The sequence below is a fragment of the Petrocella sp. FN5 genome (assembly GCF_029210395.1).
Taxonomy (GTDB): Bacteria; Bacillota; Clostridia; order Lachnospirales; family Vallitaleaceae; genus Petrocella.
The window spans coordinates 1-19,169 of sequence record NZ_JARGDP010000049.1; the positions used below are offsets into that span (position 1 = coordinate 1).

General features: G+C 37.6%; 16 protein-coding genes. 1 reads left to right on the top strand and 15 read right to left on the bottom strand.

All coding sequences use genetic code 11. The features are described from left to right. Positions 1–179: 179 nt before the first annotated feature. The 4 genes from P0N36_RS11065 to P0N36_RS11080 are packed head-to-tail and all read right to left on the bottom strand — an operon-like array spanning position 180 to position 4,952. Positions 180–1,721: a UDP-glucose--hexose-1-phosphate uridylyltransferase gene (locus tag P0N36_RS11065; protein ID WP_275842910.1), complete on the bottom strand. Its 1,542-nt coding sequence runs from the start codon at positions 1,719–1,721 to the stop codon at positions 180–182. Positions 1,722–1,747: 26 nt separating this feature from the next. Continuing rightward, positions 1,748–2,737: a UDP-glucose 4-epimerase GalE gene (gene galE, locus P0N36_RS11070; protein ID WP_275842911.1), complete on the bottom strand. Its 990-nt coding sequence runs from the start codon at positions 2,735–2,737 to the stop codon at positions 1,748–1,750. A gap of 11 nt (positions 2,738–2,748) precedes the next feature. Next, on the bottom strand, positions 2,749–3,915 hold the full coding sequence (locus P0N36_RS11075; protein WP_275842912.1) for a galactokinase: 1,167 nt from the start codon (positions 3,913–3,915) through the stop codon (positions 2,749–2,751). 35 nt (positions 3,916–3,950) lie between these two features. Further along, complete coding sequence (locus P0N36_RS11080; RefSeq protein WP_275842913.1) at positions 3,951–4,952, bottom strand: LacI family DNA-binding transcriptional regulator; 1,002 nt, start codon at positions 4,950–4,952, stop codon at positions 3,951–3,953. Between the two features lie 185 nt (positions 4,953–5,137). Between P0N36_RS11080 and P0N36_RS11085 the strand changes: the two genes are divergently transcribed. After that, entirely contained in the window at positions 5,138–6,211 is a 1,074-nt protein-coding gene (locus P0N36_RS11085) for an undecaprenyldiphospho-muramoylpentapeptide beta-N-acetylglucosaminyltransferase (RefSeq protein WP_275842914.1), read from the top strand. 84 nt (positions 6,212–6,295) lie between these two features. Here the strand turns inward: P0N36_RS11085 and P0N36_RS11090 are convergent, their stop codons facing one another. From P0N36_RS11090 to P0N36_RS11140, 11 genes are all read right to left on the bottom strand, one after another. Continuing rightward, positions 6,296–6,706 carry an HIT family protein gene (locus P0N36_RS11090; protein ID WP_275842915.1) on the bottom strand — a complete coding sequence of 137 codons (411 nt, stop codon included), beginning with the start codon at positions 6,704–6,706 and terminating at the stop codon, positions 6,296–6,298. 46 nt (positions 6,707–6,752) lie between these two features. Next, positions 6,753–8,516, bottom strand: coding sequence for a uracil-DNA glycosylase family protein (locus P0N36_RS11095; RefSeq protein WP_275842916.1), 1,764 nt, complete (start codon positions 8,514–8,516; stop codon positions 6,753–6,755). A gap of 10 nt (positions 8,517–8,526) precedes the next feature. Continuing rightward, the gene (locus P0N36_RS11100) at positions 8,527–9,579 is read right to left on the bottom strand and encodes a rhomboid family intramembrane serine protease (RefSeq protein WP_275842917.1); all 1,053 of its coding nucleotides are present in this window, start codon (positions 9,577–9,579) and stop codon (positions 8,527–8,529) included. Between the two features lie 288 nt (positions 9,580–9,867). Next, positions 9,868–12,984 carry a leucine-rich repeat protein gene (locus P0N36_RS11105; RefSeq protein WP_275842918.1) on the bottom strand — a complete coding sequence of 1,039 codons (3,117 nt, stop codon included), beginning with the start codon at positions 12,982–12,984 and terminating at the stop codon, positions 9,868–9,870. A gap of 40 nt (positions 12,985–13,024) precedes the next feature. Then, positions 13,025–13,330, bottom strand: coding sequence for a hypothetical protein (locus tag P0N36_RS11110; protein WP_275842919.1), 306 nt, complete (start codon positions 13,328–13,330; stop codon positions 13,025–13,027). Positions 13,331–13,785: 455 nt separating this feature from the next. After that, positions 13,786–14,757: a hypothetical protein gene (locus tag P0N36_RS11115; RefSeq protein ID WP_275842920.1), complete on the bottom strand. Its 972-nt coding sequence runs from the start codon at positions 14,755–14,757 to the stop codon at positions 13,786–13,788. Further along, on the bottom strand, positions 14,744–15,259 hold the full coding sequence (locus tag P0N36_RS11120) for a hypothetical protein (protein WP_275842921.1): 516 nt from the start codon (positions 15,257–15,259) through the stop codon (positions 14,744–14,746). Before P0N36_RS11120 ends, P0N36_RS11115 begins: the two co-directional genes overlap by 14 nt. A gap of 12 nt (positions 15,260–15,271) precedes the next feature. Beyond that, positions 15,272–15,721, bottom strand: a complete 450-nt coding sequence (locus P0N36_RS11125) for a hypothetical protein (RefSeq protein ID WP_275842922.1) — start codon at positions 15,719–15,721, stop codon at positions 15,272–15,274. After that, positions 15,721–16,194 (bottom strand): hypothetical protein, encoded by a 474-nt coding sequence (locus P0N36_RS11130; protein ID WP_275842923.1) that lies wholly within the window; start codon positions 16,192–16,194, stop codon positions 15,721–15,723. The genes P0N36_RS11125 and P0N36_RS11130 overlap by 1 nt, the downstream gene beginning before the upstream one ends. A gap of 27 nt (positions 16,195–16,221) precedes the next feature. Then, positions 16,222–18,261, bottom strand: coding sequence for a hypothetical protein (locus P0N36_RS11135; protein ID WP_275842924.1), 2,040 nt, complete (start codon positions 18,259–18,261; stop codon positions 16,222–16,224). Then, positions 18,261–19,169 (bottom strand): ATPase, T2SS/T4P/T4SS family (locus tag P0N36_RS11140; RefSeq protein ID WP_275842925.1); only part of this gene is annotated, 909 nt, incomplete at its 5' end. The genes P0N36_RS11135 and P0N36_RS11140, both read right to left, overlap by 1 nt.

Here is a 19,169-nt window from a genome sequence, read left to right on the forward strand (position 1 = left end):
CTTTTTAATATTATATGAGGGGAGTTTTATGAAATGAACTAACTGCTATCAATGCTATGAACTGATTATAAAACAAAGTTATGGCTTTAAAGTGACCAAGTTGTAAAATAATTATGAACATTGCATTTCATTGTTGTAATATACGAAATTGTTAAGCTTTTGAATCAGATCTTGATTTTTCAGTCAGTTTCTAAATAACCCATGCTCTCAATAAATGTACCAAAAGCAGCAAGACCTACTTCTGACTGCTTAAATACACCGGAACAATCCAATACTTGGGCAAATCTTCGTCCCACAGCTTGCTCTAAAATCTGCTTAGCTGTTGCTTCATTACAAGTAAAGCCGACATCTTGAGTGATGGACTCAAACCAAGTAAAGTGATGAGGATATTTTTCTCTAACCAAATCCATGGAATGCTTACCCATTAATACTTCACGGAGATCAGAGAGGTCTAAGTCAAGTCTAGCCGGTAAAACCGCAAGCCCCATTACCTCAATTAGACCGATATTTTCTTTCTTTATATGATGCAAATGGCTATGAGGGTGAAAAATACCATCCGGATGTTCTTCATCCTTTCGATTGTTTCTAAGGGCCAAGTCCATCTCATACCAACCTTTATCATTGATTCTAGCGATAGGTGTCACCGTGTTATGGGGTACTATGCCTTCTTTTGTTTCTGTATATGCAAGAACGTCTACATGAGGATCATTATAGCTTTGCCAATGCTTAAATATCTCATATGCTTGTTGAACCAAAACCGACTTATCTATAGAAGATAGTCGAACCACGGACAATGGCCATGATAGCATTTCTAAACGTATACCCGGGACATCTGTACGCCCATAAGTACTTAGCACTTTGGCGTCCACCATAGGAAATCGATGCCTACCACCTTGAAAATGATCATGACTTAGGATGGATCCGCCTACAATAGGTAAATCCGCATTGGATCCAATAAAATAGTGGGGCATACTCTCAACAAAGTCTGCGAGACGTTTAAAAGTTTGAAGATTGATTTTCATGGGTTCATGGGTTTCTTTAAAAATAATGGCGTGTTCATTATAATAGACATAGGGAGAATATTGTAGATACCAGGATTCATCATTAAGCTTAAGAGGCAAGACTCGATGGTTGCTTCTGGCTGGATGATTTAGATTACCTTCATAACCTACATTTTCTAAGCACAGAAAACATTTCGGATAATTGGATTGTGGCTGATGCTTTGCTTTCTCAATATCTTTTGGATCTTTTTCAGGTTTAGACAAATTGATGGTAATTTCCATATTGCCATACTGGGTTTCGGCCTGCCAATACTTATTTAAGGCGATTCGGTCTGTTCGAATATAATTAGACATCTGACTCAGATGATAATAATAGTCTGTAGCCGCTTTACCACCTTTTTCGTCTTTGATCCTATTATATAATCGGTTCAATTCAGATTGTCTTGGCATAAGGGTTGCCATGATTTTCGCGTCCAAAATCTCTCGCTCTACAACGCTTTCCTCAATAACACCTAGCAGGACCGCTTCATTTTCAATCTTTTCTAGTATTCTCGTCGGCATCTCATCTTCCATGTACACCACCTTACCTTCGTAAGGTTCACTCACATTTAATAATGCCAATAATTGATTGCGCACCAGTGGTATATCAAGTGCTTCAATCATTTTATGCTGTAGACCAAATAATATGAGTTCCTCAATGTATTTTTTTATCATCTCCATTTATACTCCTTTATTGTAAGGTTTTATTAATCTTTATACCCTTTAGGGTGGGCTTGATGCCAAACCCAAGCTGATTTAATAATTTCTTTAACGGTGTCATATTTCGGCTTCCATCCCAGTTCTCTTATCGCTGCCTCTGCAGATGCAATTAAAGTTGCAGGGTCTCCTTCTCGTCTGTTTGTAACTACTGCCGGTATGGGATGTCCTGTTACCTCCCTTGCTATGCGAATGATTTCCATGACGGAGAACCCCTTACCGTTTCCAAGGTTATATATTCTACTGTCACCACCTTTTTGAAGCCTTCTGAGTGCCAAAACATGAGCATCCGACAAGTCCGTCACATGAATATAATCCCTGACACAAGTACCGTCTTTTGTTGGATAATCATTACCAAACACCATAATCTCCTCCCCTTGTCCATTGGCAACTTGAAGCACCAAAGGAATTAAGTGGCTTTCAGGCGTATGGTCCTCACCAATATGTCCTCTTTCATGAGCACCTGCAGCATTAAAGTAGCGAAGAGCTGTATAACGAATGCCATAGGCTTCGCCTGCCCATTTCAGCATTTTTTCTACCACCAGCTTTGATTCTCCATAAGGGCTTGTCGGCATTGTAGGGTCTTCTTCCTTAATAGGTATTTGTTTGGGTTCTCCGTATGTTGCCGCTGTTGATGAAAACACAATATATGGTATCTTATATTCAACCATTTTTTTTAATAAACATATTGTACCGTATACATTGTTTTCATAATATTTTAAAGGCTGATTTACACTTTCTCCCACTAAAGAGTAGGCAGCAAAGTCAATAACTGCCTCAATTTCTTCATTAGAAAACACTCTGTCTAAATCCGCTTCATCTCTTAAATCTCCTTTATAAAAAGTTACGTTTTCAGGTACTGATTTAAGATGTCCTGTAACTAAATTATCGAAAACCACCACCGCTTCACCTTCTGCAACAAGAGCCGCTACTGTATGAGATCCTATGTACCCTGCACCACCACAAACTAAAATCGCCATATTGTCCTCCTTTAAATCTTGCTTGCACCCTGACCTACACCTGCAACATAAAATGCAGGCGTTCGTCCTGTTAACGTCTCATAATGCTTACCTACTTCTTCTATAAATTGCTCTACTGCTTCTTCCTTAACCAAACTCACTGTACATCCTCCAAAGCCAGCACCCGTCATTCTCGAACCTATTGTGCCTTCGATTTTCCGTGCTTCCTTCACCATTATGTCCAAGGCATCTCCTGTAACCTCGTATAGATCTCTCAAAGAATCATGAGACTGGTTCATCAAATCTCCAAAACGGAGCAAATCTTCTTTTTCAAGGGTATCTTTTGCTTCTAGTGTTCTAAGGTTCTCATATACAGCATGTTCGGCTCTGTTTCTGACCACTTGATCCTCAATCAAATGTTTATTGTTCTCAAAAATCTCGCTATCCAAATTGCAGAGGTACTTTATATCCAGAACTTTGTTCAATTCAGCAACGGCCTTATCGCACTCACCACGTCGTTCATTATATTTTGAATCGGCCAGACCTCTTCGCATATTGGTATTGCTGATGATTATTTTTACGCCTTCTAGCTTAAGAGGTACATACTCGTACTTAAGTGTGTTACAATCCAGTAAAATAGCGTGATCTGCCTTACCCATGCCAACAGCAAATTGGTCCATGATACCACAATTGACACCTACAAATTCATTTTCAGCTTTTTGGCTCATCTTAATCAAATCCACTCTGTCCAGATGACACTCAAATAAATCATTAATCATAACCGCGGTCAAGACTTCAAGAGAAGCAGATGAAGATAAACCAGACCCATTGGGTATGTTGCCATAATACAGAACATCAAAGCCTTTTAGTGAAATACCCAAGTCCAAAAACGTTCTTATTACCCCTTTGGGATAATTGGTCCAATCATCCTCTTCTTTATATAGAATATGTCCCAACTCCACTGTCACCTTTTTATCAAAATTCAACGTTGCAAAGCTTACTTGATGGTCATCCCTTAATCGAACCGTGGCATAGGTGCCAAAATCCAGTGCACAGGGGAAAACGAAACCGCCATTGTAGTCGATGTGTTCTCCAATAAGGTTCACACGCCCAGGTGCAAAATAATGTTGTATTTCACCACCTTCACCATAAATGGCTTCAAAAGATACTTTCATGGATTTTTTTATTGTATTTTTCATCGTAGATTTCTCCTTCTCTTTATATGTTTGTCAGGTTAAGACTCCCTAATCATAAGTTTTGTTTCTAGGTAGGTTTTTTGGTTTTCTATATCTTTTGTGGTCATCATTTTGTAAATGCGGTTACCCGCTAATTGTCCAAGCTTCGTCATCTGCTGATCGACTGTAGATAGCTTAGGTTCGGTTATCATAGATACGATTGTATTATCAAAACCGATGATACGCATATCTTTTGGAATTGATAATCCTACTGCTTTGGCACCGCTTAAAGCGCCTACTGCCATCCAGTCATTACACGCTAATAGAGCATCTGGTCTTTCACCGGATAGAATATAATCCGCTACAGCTTCTTTAGCCTGTTCCACTGTTTTAATATCATTCCCATCCTTTATTCTTAGAATTCTGATTTCCATGTCATGCGCTTTCATGAATTCCAAATAAACCTCTTCCTTAATATCATAAGAATGACTTTTTTTGCCTCTCAAAAAAACAATTCGTTTACATCCCTCTGAAATCAAATATTTTAAGGCCATACGGGTACCACCTTCCCCGTCATTAAGAACATAACTACATCCAATACCTTGAGCATAACCATTTACCAACAATAGAGGTACTCGTTTAGCAAGTTCTTCAAAATAACCTGATACCACATTTTCTTTTCTTGGATCAAGGACAACCATGCCATCCACGCGGCGATCTACCAAGCTATGAATCACCTCGATTTCATTAGATGCTTCACCTTCTGTGTGACACAGAAAGGTGGTATACCCTTTTTCTTTCAAAATACTATCAACACCCTTAATAACTTCTGAAAAGAAAAGGTTTTCTATTGATGGCGTTAAAATACCCACCGTTTTTGTCGAATTTTGAATCAAACTACGTGCTAATAAATTGGGCTTAAACTTAAGTATATCAATGGCTTCTTCAACCTTTTTTCGCGTTGATGCCTTAACCGGATAGTTATCGTTAATAACCCTTGAGACTGTCGTAATGGAGACACCTGCTGCAGCTGCAACATCTTGTATAGTCGCTCTCTTCATGAGTTCCCTCCTTTTAGAAAAGGTTTTCTATATTTATTATAACATCTACTATCTTATTGTCAATATGGAATATCGTATACCTATTGACTTTCAAACATATTTTATTCATAATAAATGGTTAAGGTGTCAAAGCTTAGTTTTGACCCTTTAACCATGAATAGAGATTATGGTTCTTGGAGGTTCTAATGAAAAAAATTATACTTACAGGTGGTGGCACCGCAGGTCATGTTATGCCTCACTTAGCTTTATTGCCCTATCTCAGAGAAAATGATTACCACGTGGATTACATCGGTTCTAAGAATGGCATAGAAAAAAAAATCATTGAAAAAGAAGGCTTACCATACTATGGCATCGCTTCAGGAAAATTACGGCGGTATTTTGATTTAAAGAATTTTACAGATCTTTTCAAAATATTTTTTGGAACCCTAGAGTCCATCTTCCTAATGCGTAAATTAAAACCGAGCATGGTGTTTTCAAAGGGTGGCTTTGTAACCGTACCTGTCGTAATAGCTGCATGGTTAAACAAGGTTCCTGTGGTTATACATGAATCTGATATGACCCCTGGTCTGGCTAATAAAATCGCTTCTAAATTTGCCGTAAAAATCTGTACCACTTTTGAAAGTACCTTATCTTATATACCGGCTACAAAAAGTACCCATACCGGTGCACCTATAAGAGGCGAACTTCTTATTGGTAACAAGCAAATGGGCCATGCGTATACACACCTTGACCATAATAAAGCCATCTTAATGGTAACCGGCGGTAGCCTCGGTGCACAAAGCATTAATGACTGTCTAAGAAATAGCCTTCTCGAGCTAACAAAAACCTTTCATGTCGTTCATTTATGTGGGAAAGGCAATATAGATCATAGCTATGACCACCTAGAAGGTTACAGGCAGTATGAATTTGTTGGTAAGCACATGGCTGATATCTATGCTATGGCGGATGTCGTCGTAAGTCGGGCCGGTTCTAATACCATCACCGAACTGGTGGCTCTTAAGAAGCCTCATCTATTAATTCCTTTGCCAGCGGCACAAAGTAGAGGTGATCAGCTTCTTAATGCTGATGCTTTTGAAGCTCTTGGCTACAGCATGGTACTACAGCAAGAGCATCTAACACCTAAGACCTTAGTAAAATCCATTCATTATCTATACCAACATCCCAATGTTTTTGTAGACAAGATGGCCAAGTATGCTTTTGCCGACGGTACCAGACATATTCTAAATGTTATTGAAAGTTTAGTGACGCATAAAATATAAGCACGACTACAAAAAGTACCGGATGCCTATGAATGATTCATGAGCATCCGGTACTTTTCTATGGGCTTATCTCTATTTCATTCCTTAGATTTCTTTAGATATCTCTGAAACCAGTTCTATCATCTGATCATCTGAAAATGCCTTGGTCTTCCACTTAAAATTAATCCCATCGCCTTCGAATCTGGGAATCAAATGAAGATGAAAATGCATGACTGTTTGTCCGGCCGCGATCCCATTATTTTGGAGTATGTTTAATCCATCGCACTTTAATACTTTTTTCAATGCTTTTGCAATAACCGTCGCTAGAGCAAACATCTTACCAGCCGTTTCTCCGTCTAAATCATAGATATTCTCAATATGCTCTTTCGGTAGTATTAGTGTATGGCCGATGCCTGATGGAAATTTATCCAATATGACCCGAAAATCGCTGCTTTCAAATATGGTTGCTGAATCCAAATCCCCTGATGCAATACTACAAAACAAACATTTACTCATTTTATGCTCCTTTCATTATACCTTTTCTTAAAATAACCTTTACTTTCTAGAACGCAAATAGCTGATCCAGTTTATACAATAAGGTAAAATTGCCTTTGGCTTTAATCTCACCTGTCATAAAAGCCCTTTGCACCGTCAATCTACCTTCTGTTATTTTTTTCATGATATCATGATTGCAGTTCATGACCACATCTGCCTCTTGATCTGTACCAAATTTCGATTTAAGTTTCGCACTTTTAAAGTCAAGAATAAAGCTTTCATTCTTTTTATCCTCAATAACCCAACTGATGATACAATCCGGAAAAGTCTTGTCCGGTTTGAATTTATATTCAAATAGCTCCGGATAGGTTTTCTGTACCAATCCACCTTTGTTAGAAAGACGTTCTTTAAAAAGACTTGCAATATCTTCAATGTCTTTTTGTTGCTTTTCTATAAATTCATCGTAATTGGAAATCTGCGATTTTGTTGCGGACGTCTTGCCTTCAAAACCTTGTTCTTTTCCGATGCCTTCCCCTTCAGATTCAATCTCACGTTCACCTTCATTACTTGGCACATACAACTTCATGAGTATTTTATTGTCTCTAATGCTGGTAGGTAGAATATTTCTTTGCTGATTTAATACGCGATAGTAATCCTCTGCTTTTTTATCAATTGCATTCAATAGATTTTTATCTGTTTCAAGGTCTGCTGAGTTCTCTATACTTGCACATAGAGTTGTACCTTCTACACCACCAAGGATATCCCAAGATTTTAATAAATGGCTTAAAGCATCTCTTTCATAGGCTTGCTTGCTGATAGCGATACCAAAAAGATAAACACCTTCAAAACAAGCAAATTGGCCGCTATCATAACATTTATCCAGAAAACTTTGCATTAAACCACCAATACCGTACCATGTTATTGTTGTTGCAAGTATAACACCTTCTGATTCACTAAGCGCTTCAAAAAAATCTTCCATGTTATAGCCATCTTGATACAAATCTAGTCTTTTCACACTAACATTTAATTCCGTTAGAACACTACTGACTCTTTCTGCAGCAACTAAGGTTGGATCATTGGCCAAGTTATTGCCACCATAGATTAAAATGACTTTTCTCTTGCCGGAAACTCTAGGTTTTCTCTGCTTTAGAACAATCTTCTTTTTTACAGGTGGTTTTTCTTGTAACTTAATGGATCCCATTTTTATTTTTTTAGCCATTTCTTCTTCTACTTGGTTCTCAGCCTTAATGTCTGATTTAAAATCACTTAAATCTTTTAAAAGTTCTTCTGATTGTGTTGCTCCAACAAATGCAGTTTCACTGGGATGGGGGAGTAAGATTTCTTGATAAGCCTTATCGTGTATGTGAACAGTCATTTTGATTCCCATATCTTCACTTTTTACCGGTTCAAGGTTATGCATCACTCTATGGCTTGTTGGTCCCAGTGGAATAATAAGCATAGGCTTGATTAATTCAATTTCTCTATGTAAAAAAGGTAAGAACATCTTGATTTCATCATCTTCTAAGTTTCTAGATAAGATGCGACCGGTTTTTGCATTTACTTTATAAGGTCGATACTTAACAGCATAGGTAAGATAAATATCTTCTCTTTTCATAGCTATACGCTCTAAAAAAGCATCAAAAGCTTCACCGCCACCACCTTCGAAAAAATTACCTGTTGCTTCTTCTTCCGCCGATGGACAAGGCGCTATAAACATGATTTTGCTATTTGTATTACCGCTTCCGGCGACCAAACTATGAATGTCTTTTGTTTTTTCAGTTATATACGCTGAGCATTCTCGCATCAACTCTTTGATTGCCAACTGCTTCATGTGATTCTCCTCATAGTACATCCGTTTTTTGTGCTGGTTTCAAAAGTATATGGGTTAACATAATCCCACCGGCAAAGCCACCTACATGAGCCAATATATCTACATTGGGGGTCAAAACCGAAAAAACGATACCAATACCAAACATAACCCAAAGGATATAGCTTGAGACCCCATCAATGGGTTTCTTAATCTTATTGGTCACCACCAATAAACTACCAATGAGTCCGTAAACAGCACCACTTGCTCCGGCTGCAACCGGGTACATGCCACTAACATATGCACCTCCTAGACTCATCAAGGAACCTAATAATCCTGATCCCAAATACACTAACATATATTGCCATATTTTTAGATATCGTTCAAGACGGTAGCCAAAAATATAAAGACTGAACATATTATAGAAAAGATGAACCACACCAATATGTAAAAACATAGCTGTAACAAGACGGTAGTATTCACCTTCTAACACAACCAGTGGGAAACTCATTGCACCACTTCTAACTAATGTCTCTATTTCTAGTGAGCTACCTTCAATCTCCATACTTACCCATATAGCGATATTGATCGCCATCAACACCCAAGTTATCCAAATGGATGCCTTTCTTGGTTTTAACTTATAATAGGTTGTTTGTTCATTATTTAATATTTTTCTTACTTCCTTATCAATCTTGAGTATGTTTTTAAGTTGACGCTTAGGAATCTGCAACTTTCTTGTATTCTCATTGATAAACCAAACCACATCGATAAATTTTTCACTAAGGTCCGGTACAAAGTTAAAAGCATCATATAGGACTTGTGTCTCTTTTGCTATAATCAAATTAAGTAAAACGACCTTATCCGCTTCAGTTTTACTAAACTGCTGCATAGTTAATTGCTTATATTCCAAATACCGTTCTGGGTCAAGGGCAAACTCCGGTCCAAGCTCTATCACATTAATGAGATAAAGATTACTCTTATCATAGACACCGTACATGGTTACGTTCTCAATATCTGTTGGAATCTTCTGATACTGTCTGTTCTTAAAATAGTCATTGATCTGATTATACAGGGTTTTTTCCATCATCTATCACCTCTTTTGGTCCTCAATATCTTAATCCATCAAAAGATATTGGAAGACCTATACTCATATTAAATGATATTGGGCCAAAGGGCAAGAATAAAGATAAGACTATTTTTATAACCCAAAAACAAAAAAGGCTAGAACATGGTCAAATCTCATTGTCTAACCTTTTTCATTTCATTGAAATTGCTGAAAAAGTTAACGTTTTCGGCAATCTCCTTTGAGGGCGGTTGTTCTTTTTATAATTTTTTATATCGATTTATCACATGCACAAGCACCAGTACTTTATTCTTAATCATTACTTGTTCGAGTAATCATCACTGTTGCTGTATTTGAATCTGCCAATCCATCATTTGCTTTATAAGTAAATGTATCTGTATTTGCTTCATTCCCAGAGGTCGCTGTGTAAGTATAGGTGCCATCAGCATAAAGAATCAGCGTACCATGTACAGGGGCTTCTACTAAAATAAATGTCATCGCATCTCCATCGACATCAGTAGCTGTAACACTTGAAGAGTGGTTCTCTCCAATGGTAACAGTAAACGCACTGTCAATTGCCACTGGCGCATCATTAACTGGTGTAATGGTGATGCTGACTGTATAGTTAATTCCTTGAGATGATTGATAGACAAAGGTATCATTTGATACAAATCCTAGAGTAGGCTGGCGGTGAGCCATATAACTAAATGTTCCATCAGCGTTAATAATTAACATCCCATATTCAGGACCAGTTACAAGAGTATAGGTTGGGCTACCTTCAGCTACCACTCCGTTGTGTGTGCTACCTTCAGCTACTGTAAAAGAATCAGAAGGTTCCGGCGGTGTTTCAACTTTTGTCCAGTTGCCTGTCTGGGTTCCGGTATAGGTGCCTGCACCATTTGCCTGGTATGCATCTCGGAACCGGTTGTTAATCGGATCTCCGAACAGACCTGCTAACAGGTTATCCCCCAGGGTTACATTTGTTCCTATGGTAATGGTGGTCAGTTGATTTCTATGCAGGGCATAGTCTTTAATCTCCACTTCATCACCAATACTTATACTAATTAGATCATTCTCCCAAAAGGCAGTGGTGTTAACTATTTTTAGCGAAGCAGGTATGGCCAGATCACTAAGCAGATTGTGAGAAAAAGCCTGATGACCGATTTCTTCTAAAGTTGAATTGAATTCAAGGCTGCTGATCTGGTTATTGTCAAAAGCCATATCTCCGATGTAAGCTACGTTGTTTAGATCAGCGGCAATAATAGCAGTAATCTGGTTTTGGCTAAACGCATTCTCCTCAATGCGGGTGATATGATCAGGAATGGATATCTGAGTGAACTTGTTTTCTCCAAACATCGCCCTAGGTATGGATGTTATCCCATAGGGAAGCTGGGGAATCTCAGTGAACTCATTTAGATAAAAAACGTTGTTTCCTATGGATATAACACTTTCTGGGATGTCAATGTAACTCAACTTGTTAGTATGGAAAGCTCCCTCTTCAATGGTAGTCACCCCGTCTGGTATAATAATACTTTCAAGAAGATTGTTTTTAAAAGCATCTTGTCCAATTACTTCAAGACCTTGACTCAGTTCAACGGCAGTAAGCAAATTTTCACGAAACGCCGCTTCTTCAATGGTCTTAACATTAGATGGAATAGATAACAGCATCAGTTGATTACTACGAAATGCATCTTGGCCAATTGATTCCAAACTATTAGAAAGGGTTAAAGCTTGAATACTGTTGTTACGAAAGGCACTTCTACCGAGAGTAACAAGACTATTGGGAATCACTAGGGTAGTAAGATCGTTTCCTCTGAAGGCTTCTCTTCCTATGCTAGCAATCCCATCAGGCATTATCAAAGTTGAAAGGGTATTGCTTCGAAAAGCATAGTCTTCTATGTGTTCCAGTGAACTTGGAAGGGTTACACCTATCAATTTGTTAGGAATAAGTTCGTTCGGGTTATCCACTGTTCCAAAGTCAAATGCACTTTCACCGATTATTTTAACTGGAATATTATCTCCCAGTAAAGCCGGAATGACTGGATGGAGAATTTCCGGCAAATCGCCACTCTGCCCTTTCGAAAAATACTTGGTGATTGTACCTGTTACGCTATCGAACATAAAATAAGCCGCAGAGGTTGTTGACTCAGGCTGTGACCCTGGAGCCGGAGTTGAACTGCCGCTGCTTCCACTAGAAGGAACACTAATGACTACTTGGTTTTTATCTAAAAGGCTGTTTCTTTCTGATCCTTCCACTTTCTTTACTGTACTGCTACCGCCTTCGAAAATAGTGCCGTCGCCGTCCACTTTGGCTTTCTCGATAATGGTGTCTTCGGAGGTTTCCAGTGTGGTCTTTTTTGCAGCGCCCGTAATCAGTAGTTCATTGATTTGGGTCTCGCCCCGGGTAATGATGCGTACGTTAGGGGCTGTGATGATGACTTTGTCATAGAAGCCATCTAGTATGACTATCTGTTCTTCTGCTTCTTCATCTACTTCAACGCTTAGTCGATTTTGGCCTGTTACCACCACTCGGACTGCTCCAGATGGCGTCCGTTGAATAAGGATGTTGCCATAGCTGCCTCCATTAATATATATACTGTCTGTTCCGCCACCTTGAATATATGTGTCCCCTTCTACTCTTACATTATTTAATGTTACTTCCCCTTCTCCTACTTCTTCTGTAATGATTAAATCTCCGGTAATGGTTATATTTTGCAGGATTGAACCATCGGCTTTTATAATAACGTCTCCGTCGTATAGATCGGTTCCCTCTTTTGGACCATAGGTGCCTACTTCCTTGATAATCCAAGTTCCATCATATAAAGCCCTATCTAATGATATCAAGGCCTCTGCTCTGGTGATCGGTTTTTCCGGTTTAAAGCTTTCGTCTGGATAACCACTCATATACCCTGCTTCTGCTACTGCTCCAATTTGCCCTTTGCTCCAAGCAAGCATGCCCTGAGCATCCGCAAAGATATTTGCATGACTTGGATTGCTTTCTAAGCCTTTTATCTTAGATATTATGATTGCTGCTTCTTGTCTTGTTATAGCGTTATTCGGTTTCATTGTTCTATCCGGATAGCCCTCTATATAACCTACTGCTTTGGCTATTTTTATTGCCTTTGTATACCATGCATTTTCTGAAACATCATGAAACTCAATCATCTCTTCTTCTACAAAACCAAAGGCCTTGTTCGTTAGTGTCATAAACTCTGCCCTGGTAATTAGATTGTCAGGCTTGAAGCTGCCATTTGGATATCCATTAGACAGGTCTTTACTTAACCATTCGCTGATTACCTCTTCGCCCCAGTGATTCGTCACATCATTCACCTGGGCAGCAAACGTATTCGTTAGAGGTGTCAGTATTAATAGTAATACTAAAAAAAGACTTATAATACGTTGTTTATTAATTGTTAGCAATTTTTTCATATTTTCCTCCCAATACCATGTAAATGTACATGTTTTTTAACTAGCTTTCCTGAAATTCTTCATAAACAATTTTTGCATTGATGTGTTTCTTTAATTCTTCGTATACCTCTTTTAAATCAAGTTTCTCTTGAAAATCCCCTGTTAATATCTGGCTTCTGGTCATGATTGTGATATTAGACTTTTTTTCTTGTGTGAGCGTAATGGAGATCAATTCATTTCCTGTTGCAACTATTGGACCTCTTGTTACGTCTCCAATAGGCAACAGTTTAATGCCTTCTCTCGTTGGTGAAAGATAATAGTTTGCGGTTTCATAAAATCCAGTTTTTAATTTGATTTCATATTCCATAGCACCACCTCAACTTGATTATATAAATAACTGGTAAAATAAATTGCAAAATAAGGGTTTTGTCATTGTCAAACGTCTTGACATGCTTCATGTCAAAAAGCTAATAATATGATATTTCATGAGGTATTAGGGGGTGGTAACCGGATTGACTTTCATGTTAGCGAAAAAATACTGTCGGATAAGGAAAGATTGAAAAAACACTAAGTTTTGATATTATAAGTTTTTTAAGAAATCAAAAGACGTATACAGAGATGTATTCCACCTTCGTTTGATACATGGACGTATCAACGAAGGTGGAATACAATGTAGTTATGAAAGGGTTTTTAGCCAACGAACTTAGATATACTACAATTAAGTATCCAGAATCTAAAAAGGACTGACTTATTAAGCATGGTTTCAGAAGTCCAATGCTGAAGAATTATCCTTATGAGATTTTTGAGGACAACTCCTTGTAATCATTTATTCAAATAATGACATGGCCAAAATCCTTCAGATGCTGCTGCTTCTTTGGTTGCAAAGACCTGAATCAAATTGTCCCTTTGTTCATGGGTACATCTATGGTCACAATAATAGAAAGAACCGTCCACCATATCTTCATAACCATTTATAGCTTGTATTTTCAAAACATTGCTTTGATGGAAAGAAAAGAAATCTAGGAAAGCGCCATATCCAAGGGGCGCTCCCTGAATACATGCCATTAGACCAATATCATCTAAGCTTCGACTCCAAGGATCGTTATCCGCTATAGGTACTATAAATTCATATAACATGCCTTGTTGCTTCGCCCATTGATTATGGCCAATAACGGCATCTCTCAAACCTTCTTCAACGGAAGTGACTATGGTTCTTTTTCTTATTTGTTCAAAGTTCACTTCATTAATGCCTGAAGGTTTATGAACAATGGATGCAAAATTTCCCTTTTCCACCTCCCAGGTCTTCATGTCCACAATCTCAACAAAATCATCTAAAGTCATTTTCATGGTAAAATCCAAGTCCTCATAAATATATGGCTTTTTTTCACTTAGTACCGGCATATGACTCACTACGCCTGATACATCTGTGACCTGTTTGGTGCCATAAAGATAGTAACCGTCATAGCCAATAATCACAATTGCCACTATGTATTGATTGAATTGGTGCTTTGCCGTATCGCTAAAAGCTTTAAAACCATAATGATAGGTTTTCAAAAAAGCTTCAATAACTTCTTCTGTCTCAATACTAATGTATTTTCTTCTACTTTCATCATAACTTTTTTTAGAATACGTTTTTAGGACATAGGTACCATCTTCTATAGCACTATTTATGATACGCTCATATTGATTTTTCAAACGTTCTCTTTGAGCTAGGCGATGGGTGTTAAAATTATGAATCATATAAAAGGGTAAGGTTATAATCGTAAATAGTATGGCAAACTTAATAAGATTCATGTCTTACCATGCCACCCCCTCTCACAATAAGAGTAGGATAACTAGAATCCATTCCGTGAAGTATCTGTCTTACCATCTGACTTTTAGTTGGTGTGACATTTTGAACACTTACAAAAAACATATCCCCTTGGTTCATAGGATAAAAACCACCTGTATTTAGCACAGCTTCAATATCATCTTTATAGAACCCCTCATAACTAATGTGATAATCCTCCATGAACAACCCACCCTCATTATAAACTGGTACATACACCTTTTCATAATGTTCTAAACTTATACTATAACCATTTCCTGTCTGATCTAAGGCTCTTAAAAATGCATGATATGCAGATGCATCAAGTCCACCGATGTCTCTTACACTGTCCGTCATTTGATTGAGTTGTGTTGTAATTATATTGTAGCTGATGTTGTCTTGACGCTCATACAAGTTCATGATTGGAACAACGAACATTAATATTACCGACAAAATAATCCCCAGTATTTTCCATAAGACTTGCTCCATCCTTGGCCTCCATTAATAGCTTGAATATTCGATGCTGATTATCTTTCCCTGATGATCTACTGTTATTTCCGGGGAATATGTATAGGATCCAAGATTATTCATTGCCTTTCTAAGACTTTGTATACCGACATGGTCTGTCACGATTGGAAACAAAACACCATCTATTTTAATGTCTAGTGCCCCACTCTTGTCAATCAGATACGATTCGTCACCCATCTTTTGATTTTTACCCTTATTGTCCATATCTGTTATCATAAAAAATAAAGTACCTATAGAAACATCTTTATTTACAATCTCCTCTGTACCTTTTACAATTTGTCGGTCGAGTTGTAAGTGGGCATCCGCCACCTTCATATACTTGGTTATTTTTTCGTCCATTCTGAAAAAAACACTTAAAGCAAATATAAAAATCATAAACCCAAATGACAGTTCTAGAACCCGTTCTATATTGTCATGCATCATTATTGTTGTTCAAACCGTATCGCCCTTACGATACCATTAACATCCGTCACCACAGTAGCATAGAATTCCCCATAAGGGTTAATATAAGCTGTTGCATTGTTTTTGTCTTGTGCAGATTTCAACATGTTGTTGGTTGTACCTTCAGCAATCGGGGACAAAGTGCCTGTATCAGCTGATCCAGTAGACAAATAGTAAGTGGATGAACCACCTTTTACTACAATCACTTGCATTTCGTCCGGTGTCGCCTTATAGCTTTTTATCGCATTAATGACCTGTGTTCCGCTAACATACTGATTGTCATATACCCCATATGCTGCATTTGCCAGTTGCTGTGCTTGTTTATCCAGATTATTCATACTTTCATCTGTCATTTTTGATGCTTTTCCGTAGGCCGACATTCCAATTGCCACAACCGCAACAAAAAGTAGTATACTTACTCCAATCCATAAAGCTTTTTGAATATTACCGTCCATTCCATACACCCCCATATTAGATTATTATTATAGCTGCATCATTCGGTTCAAGTATGACTCCATATCTGCCATACTGCTTATAATCATGGGATAAATCATATAAAGTAGTATAAAGCCATATACCGGTGCAAATCCTATGATTTTCCCTAAGTTCACTTTCTTTTCTACGACCTGATCATTGGTTGTTTTTCTCTCCTCCAGATAATGGCTTTTCTCTGATTCAAGTTCATCAAAGGCTTGTTTAATCGTTATGTCTTGTGCTGCTAGTATTAGGCTGTCCACCAGACGTATAAACCTTGAATCATCAGATGTATCTCTTAGGTTTTTTAATGCATCCACCATACCTGAAGAAGTGTTATTAATGCAATCTTGAATGGGTGCTTTAAAAGTATAGGCATATAAGGCCATCCATTCGAGGACATCCATAAGAGACAGGCGCTCGTGATTCATTAACATCAACAATATGGTACTAAAACCCATAACCTCATCTTCCACATCAAACCTTAGAATTCTTCTTTGAAAAATCAGCATAATCTCAGGAATGTTGTAAGATAAGATACCTATGATAAGTATAAGTAGTACTTCCCACCATTTTATGTATTGATCTATAAAAACTCGGTGTTTTTTCATGATTCGCTGTGCCATTCTTTCGCTTTCTGAAACAGGAATGCCACTTTCTTCTAATACATGGATTACATCTTCTAGTTCCATATTTCGGTTCATTTTATGTAAGTAACTTCGGTCCTTCTTCGTAATGGCTTCAGCCTCCTTAAGCGCTGTTTCAGAAAGTTGACCGCCTAAAAAATAATCCGGTATCGTCGGTGCTGTCAAAATCATTTTTTTAGTATTCATTTGTAGTGCAATAATAACCATCAAAGCCACCATACACCCTGTAAAAAAATACAGACACTTCCTAGTAATAAATGCTTCCACATCTAAATGACTGGCACTATTTTTAAGCTTAAGCTTCAGTCTGTAATAGTGTCCTTTATGATATGCCGGCTTAATAAAGTCAACAATTTGGTAGAGACCTTTTTCATAAAGTGTTTTTTCCAGTACCTTCTTTTTATTGACCACCGTTTTTTGATCATCAAACTGCTGAATCTTTCTAAGCAGGAAATAAGCAAGTAGTACCATCATAATGATGAACATTTCAAGAAAAAAACCGGCCCTGCTATCATAAAAAACTTTCATAGGCATAAAGTAACCACTAGCCCAACGCTTTACCGGATTAATAAAAAATAGCGGTAAAAATACAATAACATTTAAACTCTTTAGAGCATAATTTAACTTCTCTCTTTTACTTAGCTCAATCCTAATTTCGCCAGTCAAATCTCCTATGTTTTTCAAAAAAACACTATGCCCATCAACTTTTGTATCTCCATATTCCATGGTGATATAAGCCAGTCCTAAAAACATTTTCAAAAATTTATTGGGTGCTGTCTCATTATATGCCAATATTTCTTTTTCAACATCCTTTGCCCTTAGAACATCATGAATCCGTTCTCCTTGAATACATATTTCATAATGATCTTCACCTAACTCTTGACAAGCATCATAGACTGCTTCGTCAATCATATGAGTTTCATAATATTTATGCCTAACCATGTCATTGAACTTGAGTTGTTGATACAAGAGTCGATTCTTAAGGCGCTCGACTAGAAAGTCGATTACAGTCTCAGATAGAAGCCATATTGCTAAAAAAAGAAGCATAAGCAATATAGGTTGCCTTGTTATAATAATCATACCCGCCATTAAAAACACCATAAGTACCATAATTGTCAGATAAATTTTGACTGTTTTTTTGCGAATGACCCGTTCATTCGTATGTCCAATCATTTCTATTCTAAGTCGTATATTGGCTATTTTATGTCTTGTAAAGCAAAACCCTGATAATAACTTGTACATTCGCAAATAATATCTATTGACCTGTTCCTGATTTTGTTTCACCTTTAAATGTAGCTGCCTTTTTTTCAACCTTTTATCTATGACTTTGGCTATGAACATCAATCCAAAAGCCATTATCATAAGCATGACACCTATAAACATCCATAACTCATAATCCATTAAACGCAACCCCAATTCTCATTTAGAAATAGAAGAAAAGCCTGATAATCCGCCTTGGACATATTTATTTCCATCTCCTTAATGGTATCCTTACTCATTCTGTGCGCCGTTTTATAACGTCCCTCATCATATACTACAATATCTCTACTTTCATACTTTTTCCGGTCTGTCATACGTGTGAAGTAATCCGTCATCGTGTCCATGAAAGCACTTTGTTGATCTGCCTGATTTGACTTTTCCCTATAGTCTCTACTATAAGGTGCTTCAAGCTCTAGTGCTACGATTTCAGTTATTCTGGAGATATACCTTTTGCCATCTCCATCCCGTTCTAAGTGAATATCAAAATCTAATACGCTCACCACCTGTTGCTCAGCAATTTTTTCATCTCTAAAAACTTCACATTTCAAAAGGGAATTTCTTAGAGATAGAACCAAGTCTTTTACAGATTTGGCATGATGGGTAAAGAGTGTGAATAGAGATGCCACTTGGGCCATTTGCAACATCCATACTGCAACTTCATCTGTAGCAATCTCACCTAAAATACTTACAGATCCATCGGTCTTTTTCTGGACATCCATTCCTGCTTGCCCAGTTATGGTGGATGTTTCTTTGAAAGTTAATATGTTTCGCATCGGATATACTTTTCTAAGATGTAACTCAAAAGCCATTTCCTGAACACGTAGCGTTAACGTACCATAAATGGCCTCTACCATTGCCATTAACAAAGTTGTCTTACCTGAACCTTGAGAGCCGGTTATGGATATTATTCTAGCACCTTTAATCAGATAACGAATTGTTTCTATAGCTAGTCCAGCATATTCATCTGAAATTAGCTCTTCTAATGTCACATTAACAATATGAAACTTTCTGACAAAAAATGCCCATGATTCCGAGAAACCCGGCCTGAC

What these genes read in the sequence shown, in the direction of transcription:
- P0N36_RS11125 (WP_275842922.1), bottom strand. Translation starts at nt 15,721, where the DNA reads ATGATGCATGACAATATAGAACGGGTTCTAGAACTGTCATTTGGGTTT.
- P0N36_RS11120 (WP_275842921.1), bottom strand. Translation starts at nt 15,259, where the DNA reads ATGGAGCAAGTCTTATGGAAAATACTGGGGATTATTTTGTCGGTAATA.
- P0N36_RS11095 (WP_275842916.1), bottom strand. Translation starts at nt 8,516, where the DNA reads ATGAAGCAGTTGGCAATCAAAGAGTTGATGCGAGAATGCTCAGCGTAT.
- P0N36_RS11135 (WP_275842924.1), bottom strand. Translation starts at nt 18,261, where the DNA reads ATGGATTATGAGTTATGGATGTTTATAGGTGTCATGCTTATGATAATG.
- P0N36_RS11100 (WP_275842917.1), bottom strand. Translation starts at nt 9,579, where the DNA reads ATGATGGAAAAAACCCTGTATAATCAGATCAATGACTATTTTAAGAAC.
- P0N36_RS11110 (WP_275842919.1), bottom strand. Translation starts at nt 13,330, where the DNA reads ATGGAATATGAAATCAAATTAAAAACTGGATTTTATGAAACCGCAAAC.
- P0N36_RS11105 (WP_275842918.1), bottom strand. Translation starts at nt 12,984, where the DNA reads ATGAAAAAATTGCTAACAATTAATAAACAACGTATTATAAGTCTTTTT.
- P0N36_RS11130 (WP_275842923.1), bottom strand. Translation starts at nt 16,194, where the DNA reads ATGGACGGTAATATTCAAAAAGCTTTATGGATTGGAGTAAGTATACTA.
- P0N36_RS11080 (WP_275842913.1), bottom strand. Translation starts at nt 4,952, where the DNA reads ATGAAGAGAGCGACTATACAAGATGTTGCAGCTGCAGCAGGTGTCTCC.
- P0N36_RS11085 (WP_275842914.1), top strand. Translation starts at nt 5,138, where the DNA reads ATGAAAAAAATTATACTTACAGGTGGTGGCACCGCAGGTCATGTTATG.
- P0N36_RS11115 (WP_275842920.1), bottom strand. Translation starts at nt 14,757, where the DNA reads ATGAATCTTATTAAGTTTGCCATACTATTTACGATTATAACCTTACCC.
- P0N36_RS11075 (WP_275842912.1), bottom strand. Translation starts at nt 3,915, where the DNA reads ATGAAAAATACAATAAAAAAATCCATGAAAGTATCTTTTGAAGCCATT.
- galE (WP_275842911.1), bottom strand. Translation starts at nt 2,737, where the DNA reads ATGGCGATTTTAGTTTGTGGTGGTGCAGGGTACATAGGATCTCATACA.
- P0N36_RS11065 (WP_275842910.1), bottom strand. Translation starts at nt 1,721, where the DNA reads ATGGAGATGATAAAAAAATACATTGAGGAACTCATATTATTTGGTCTA.
- P0N36_RS11090 (WP_275842915.1), bottom strand. Translation starts at nt 6,706, where the DNA reads ATGAGTAAATGTTTGTTTTGTAGTATTGCATCAGGGGATTTGGATTCA.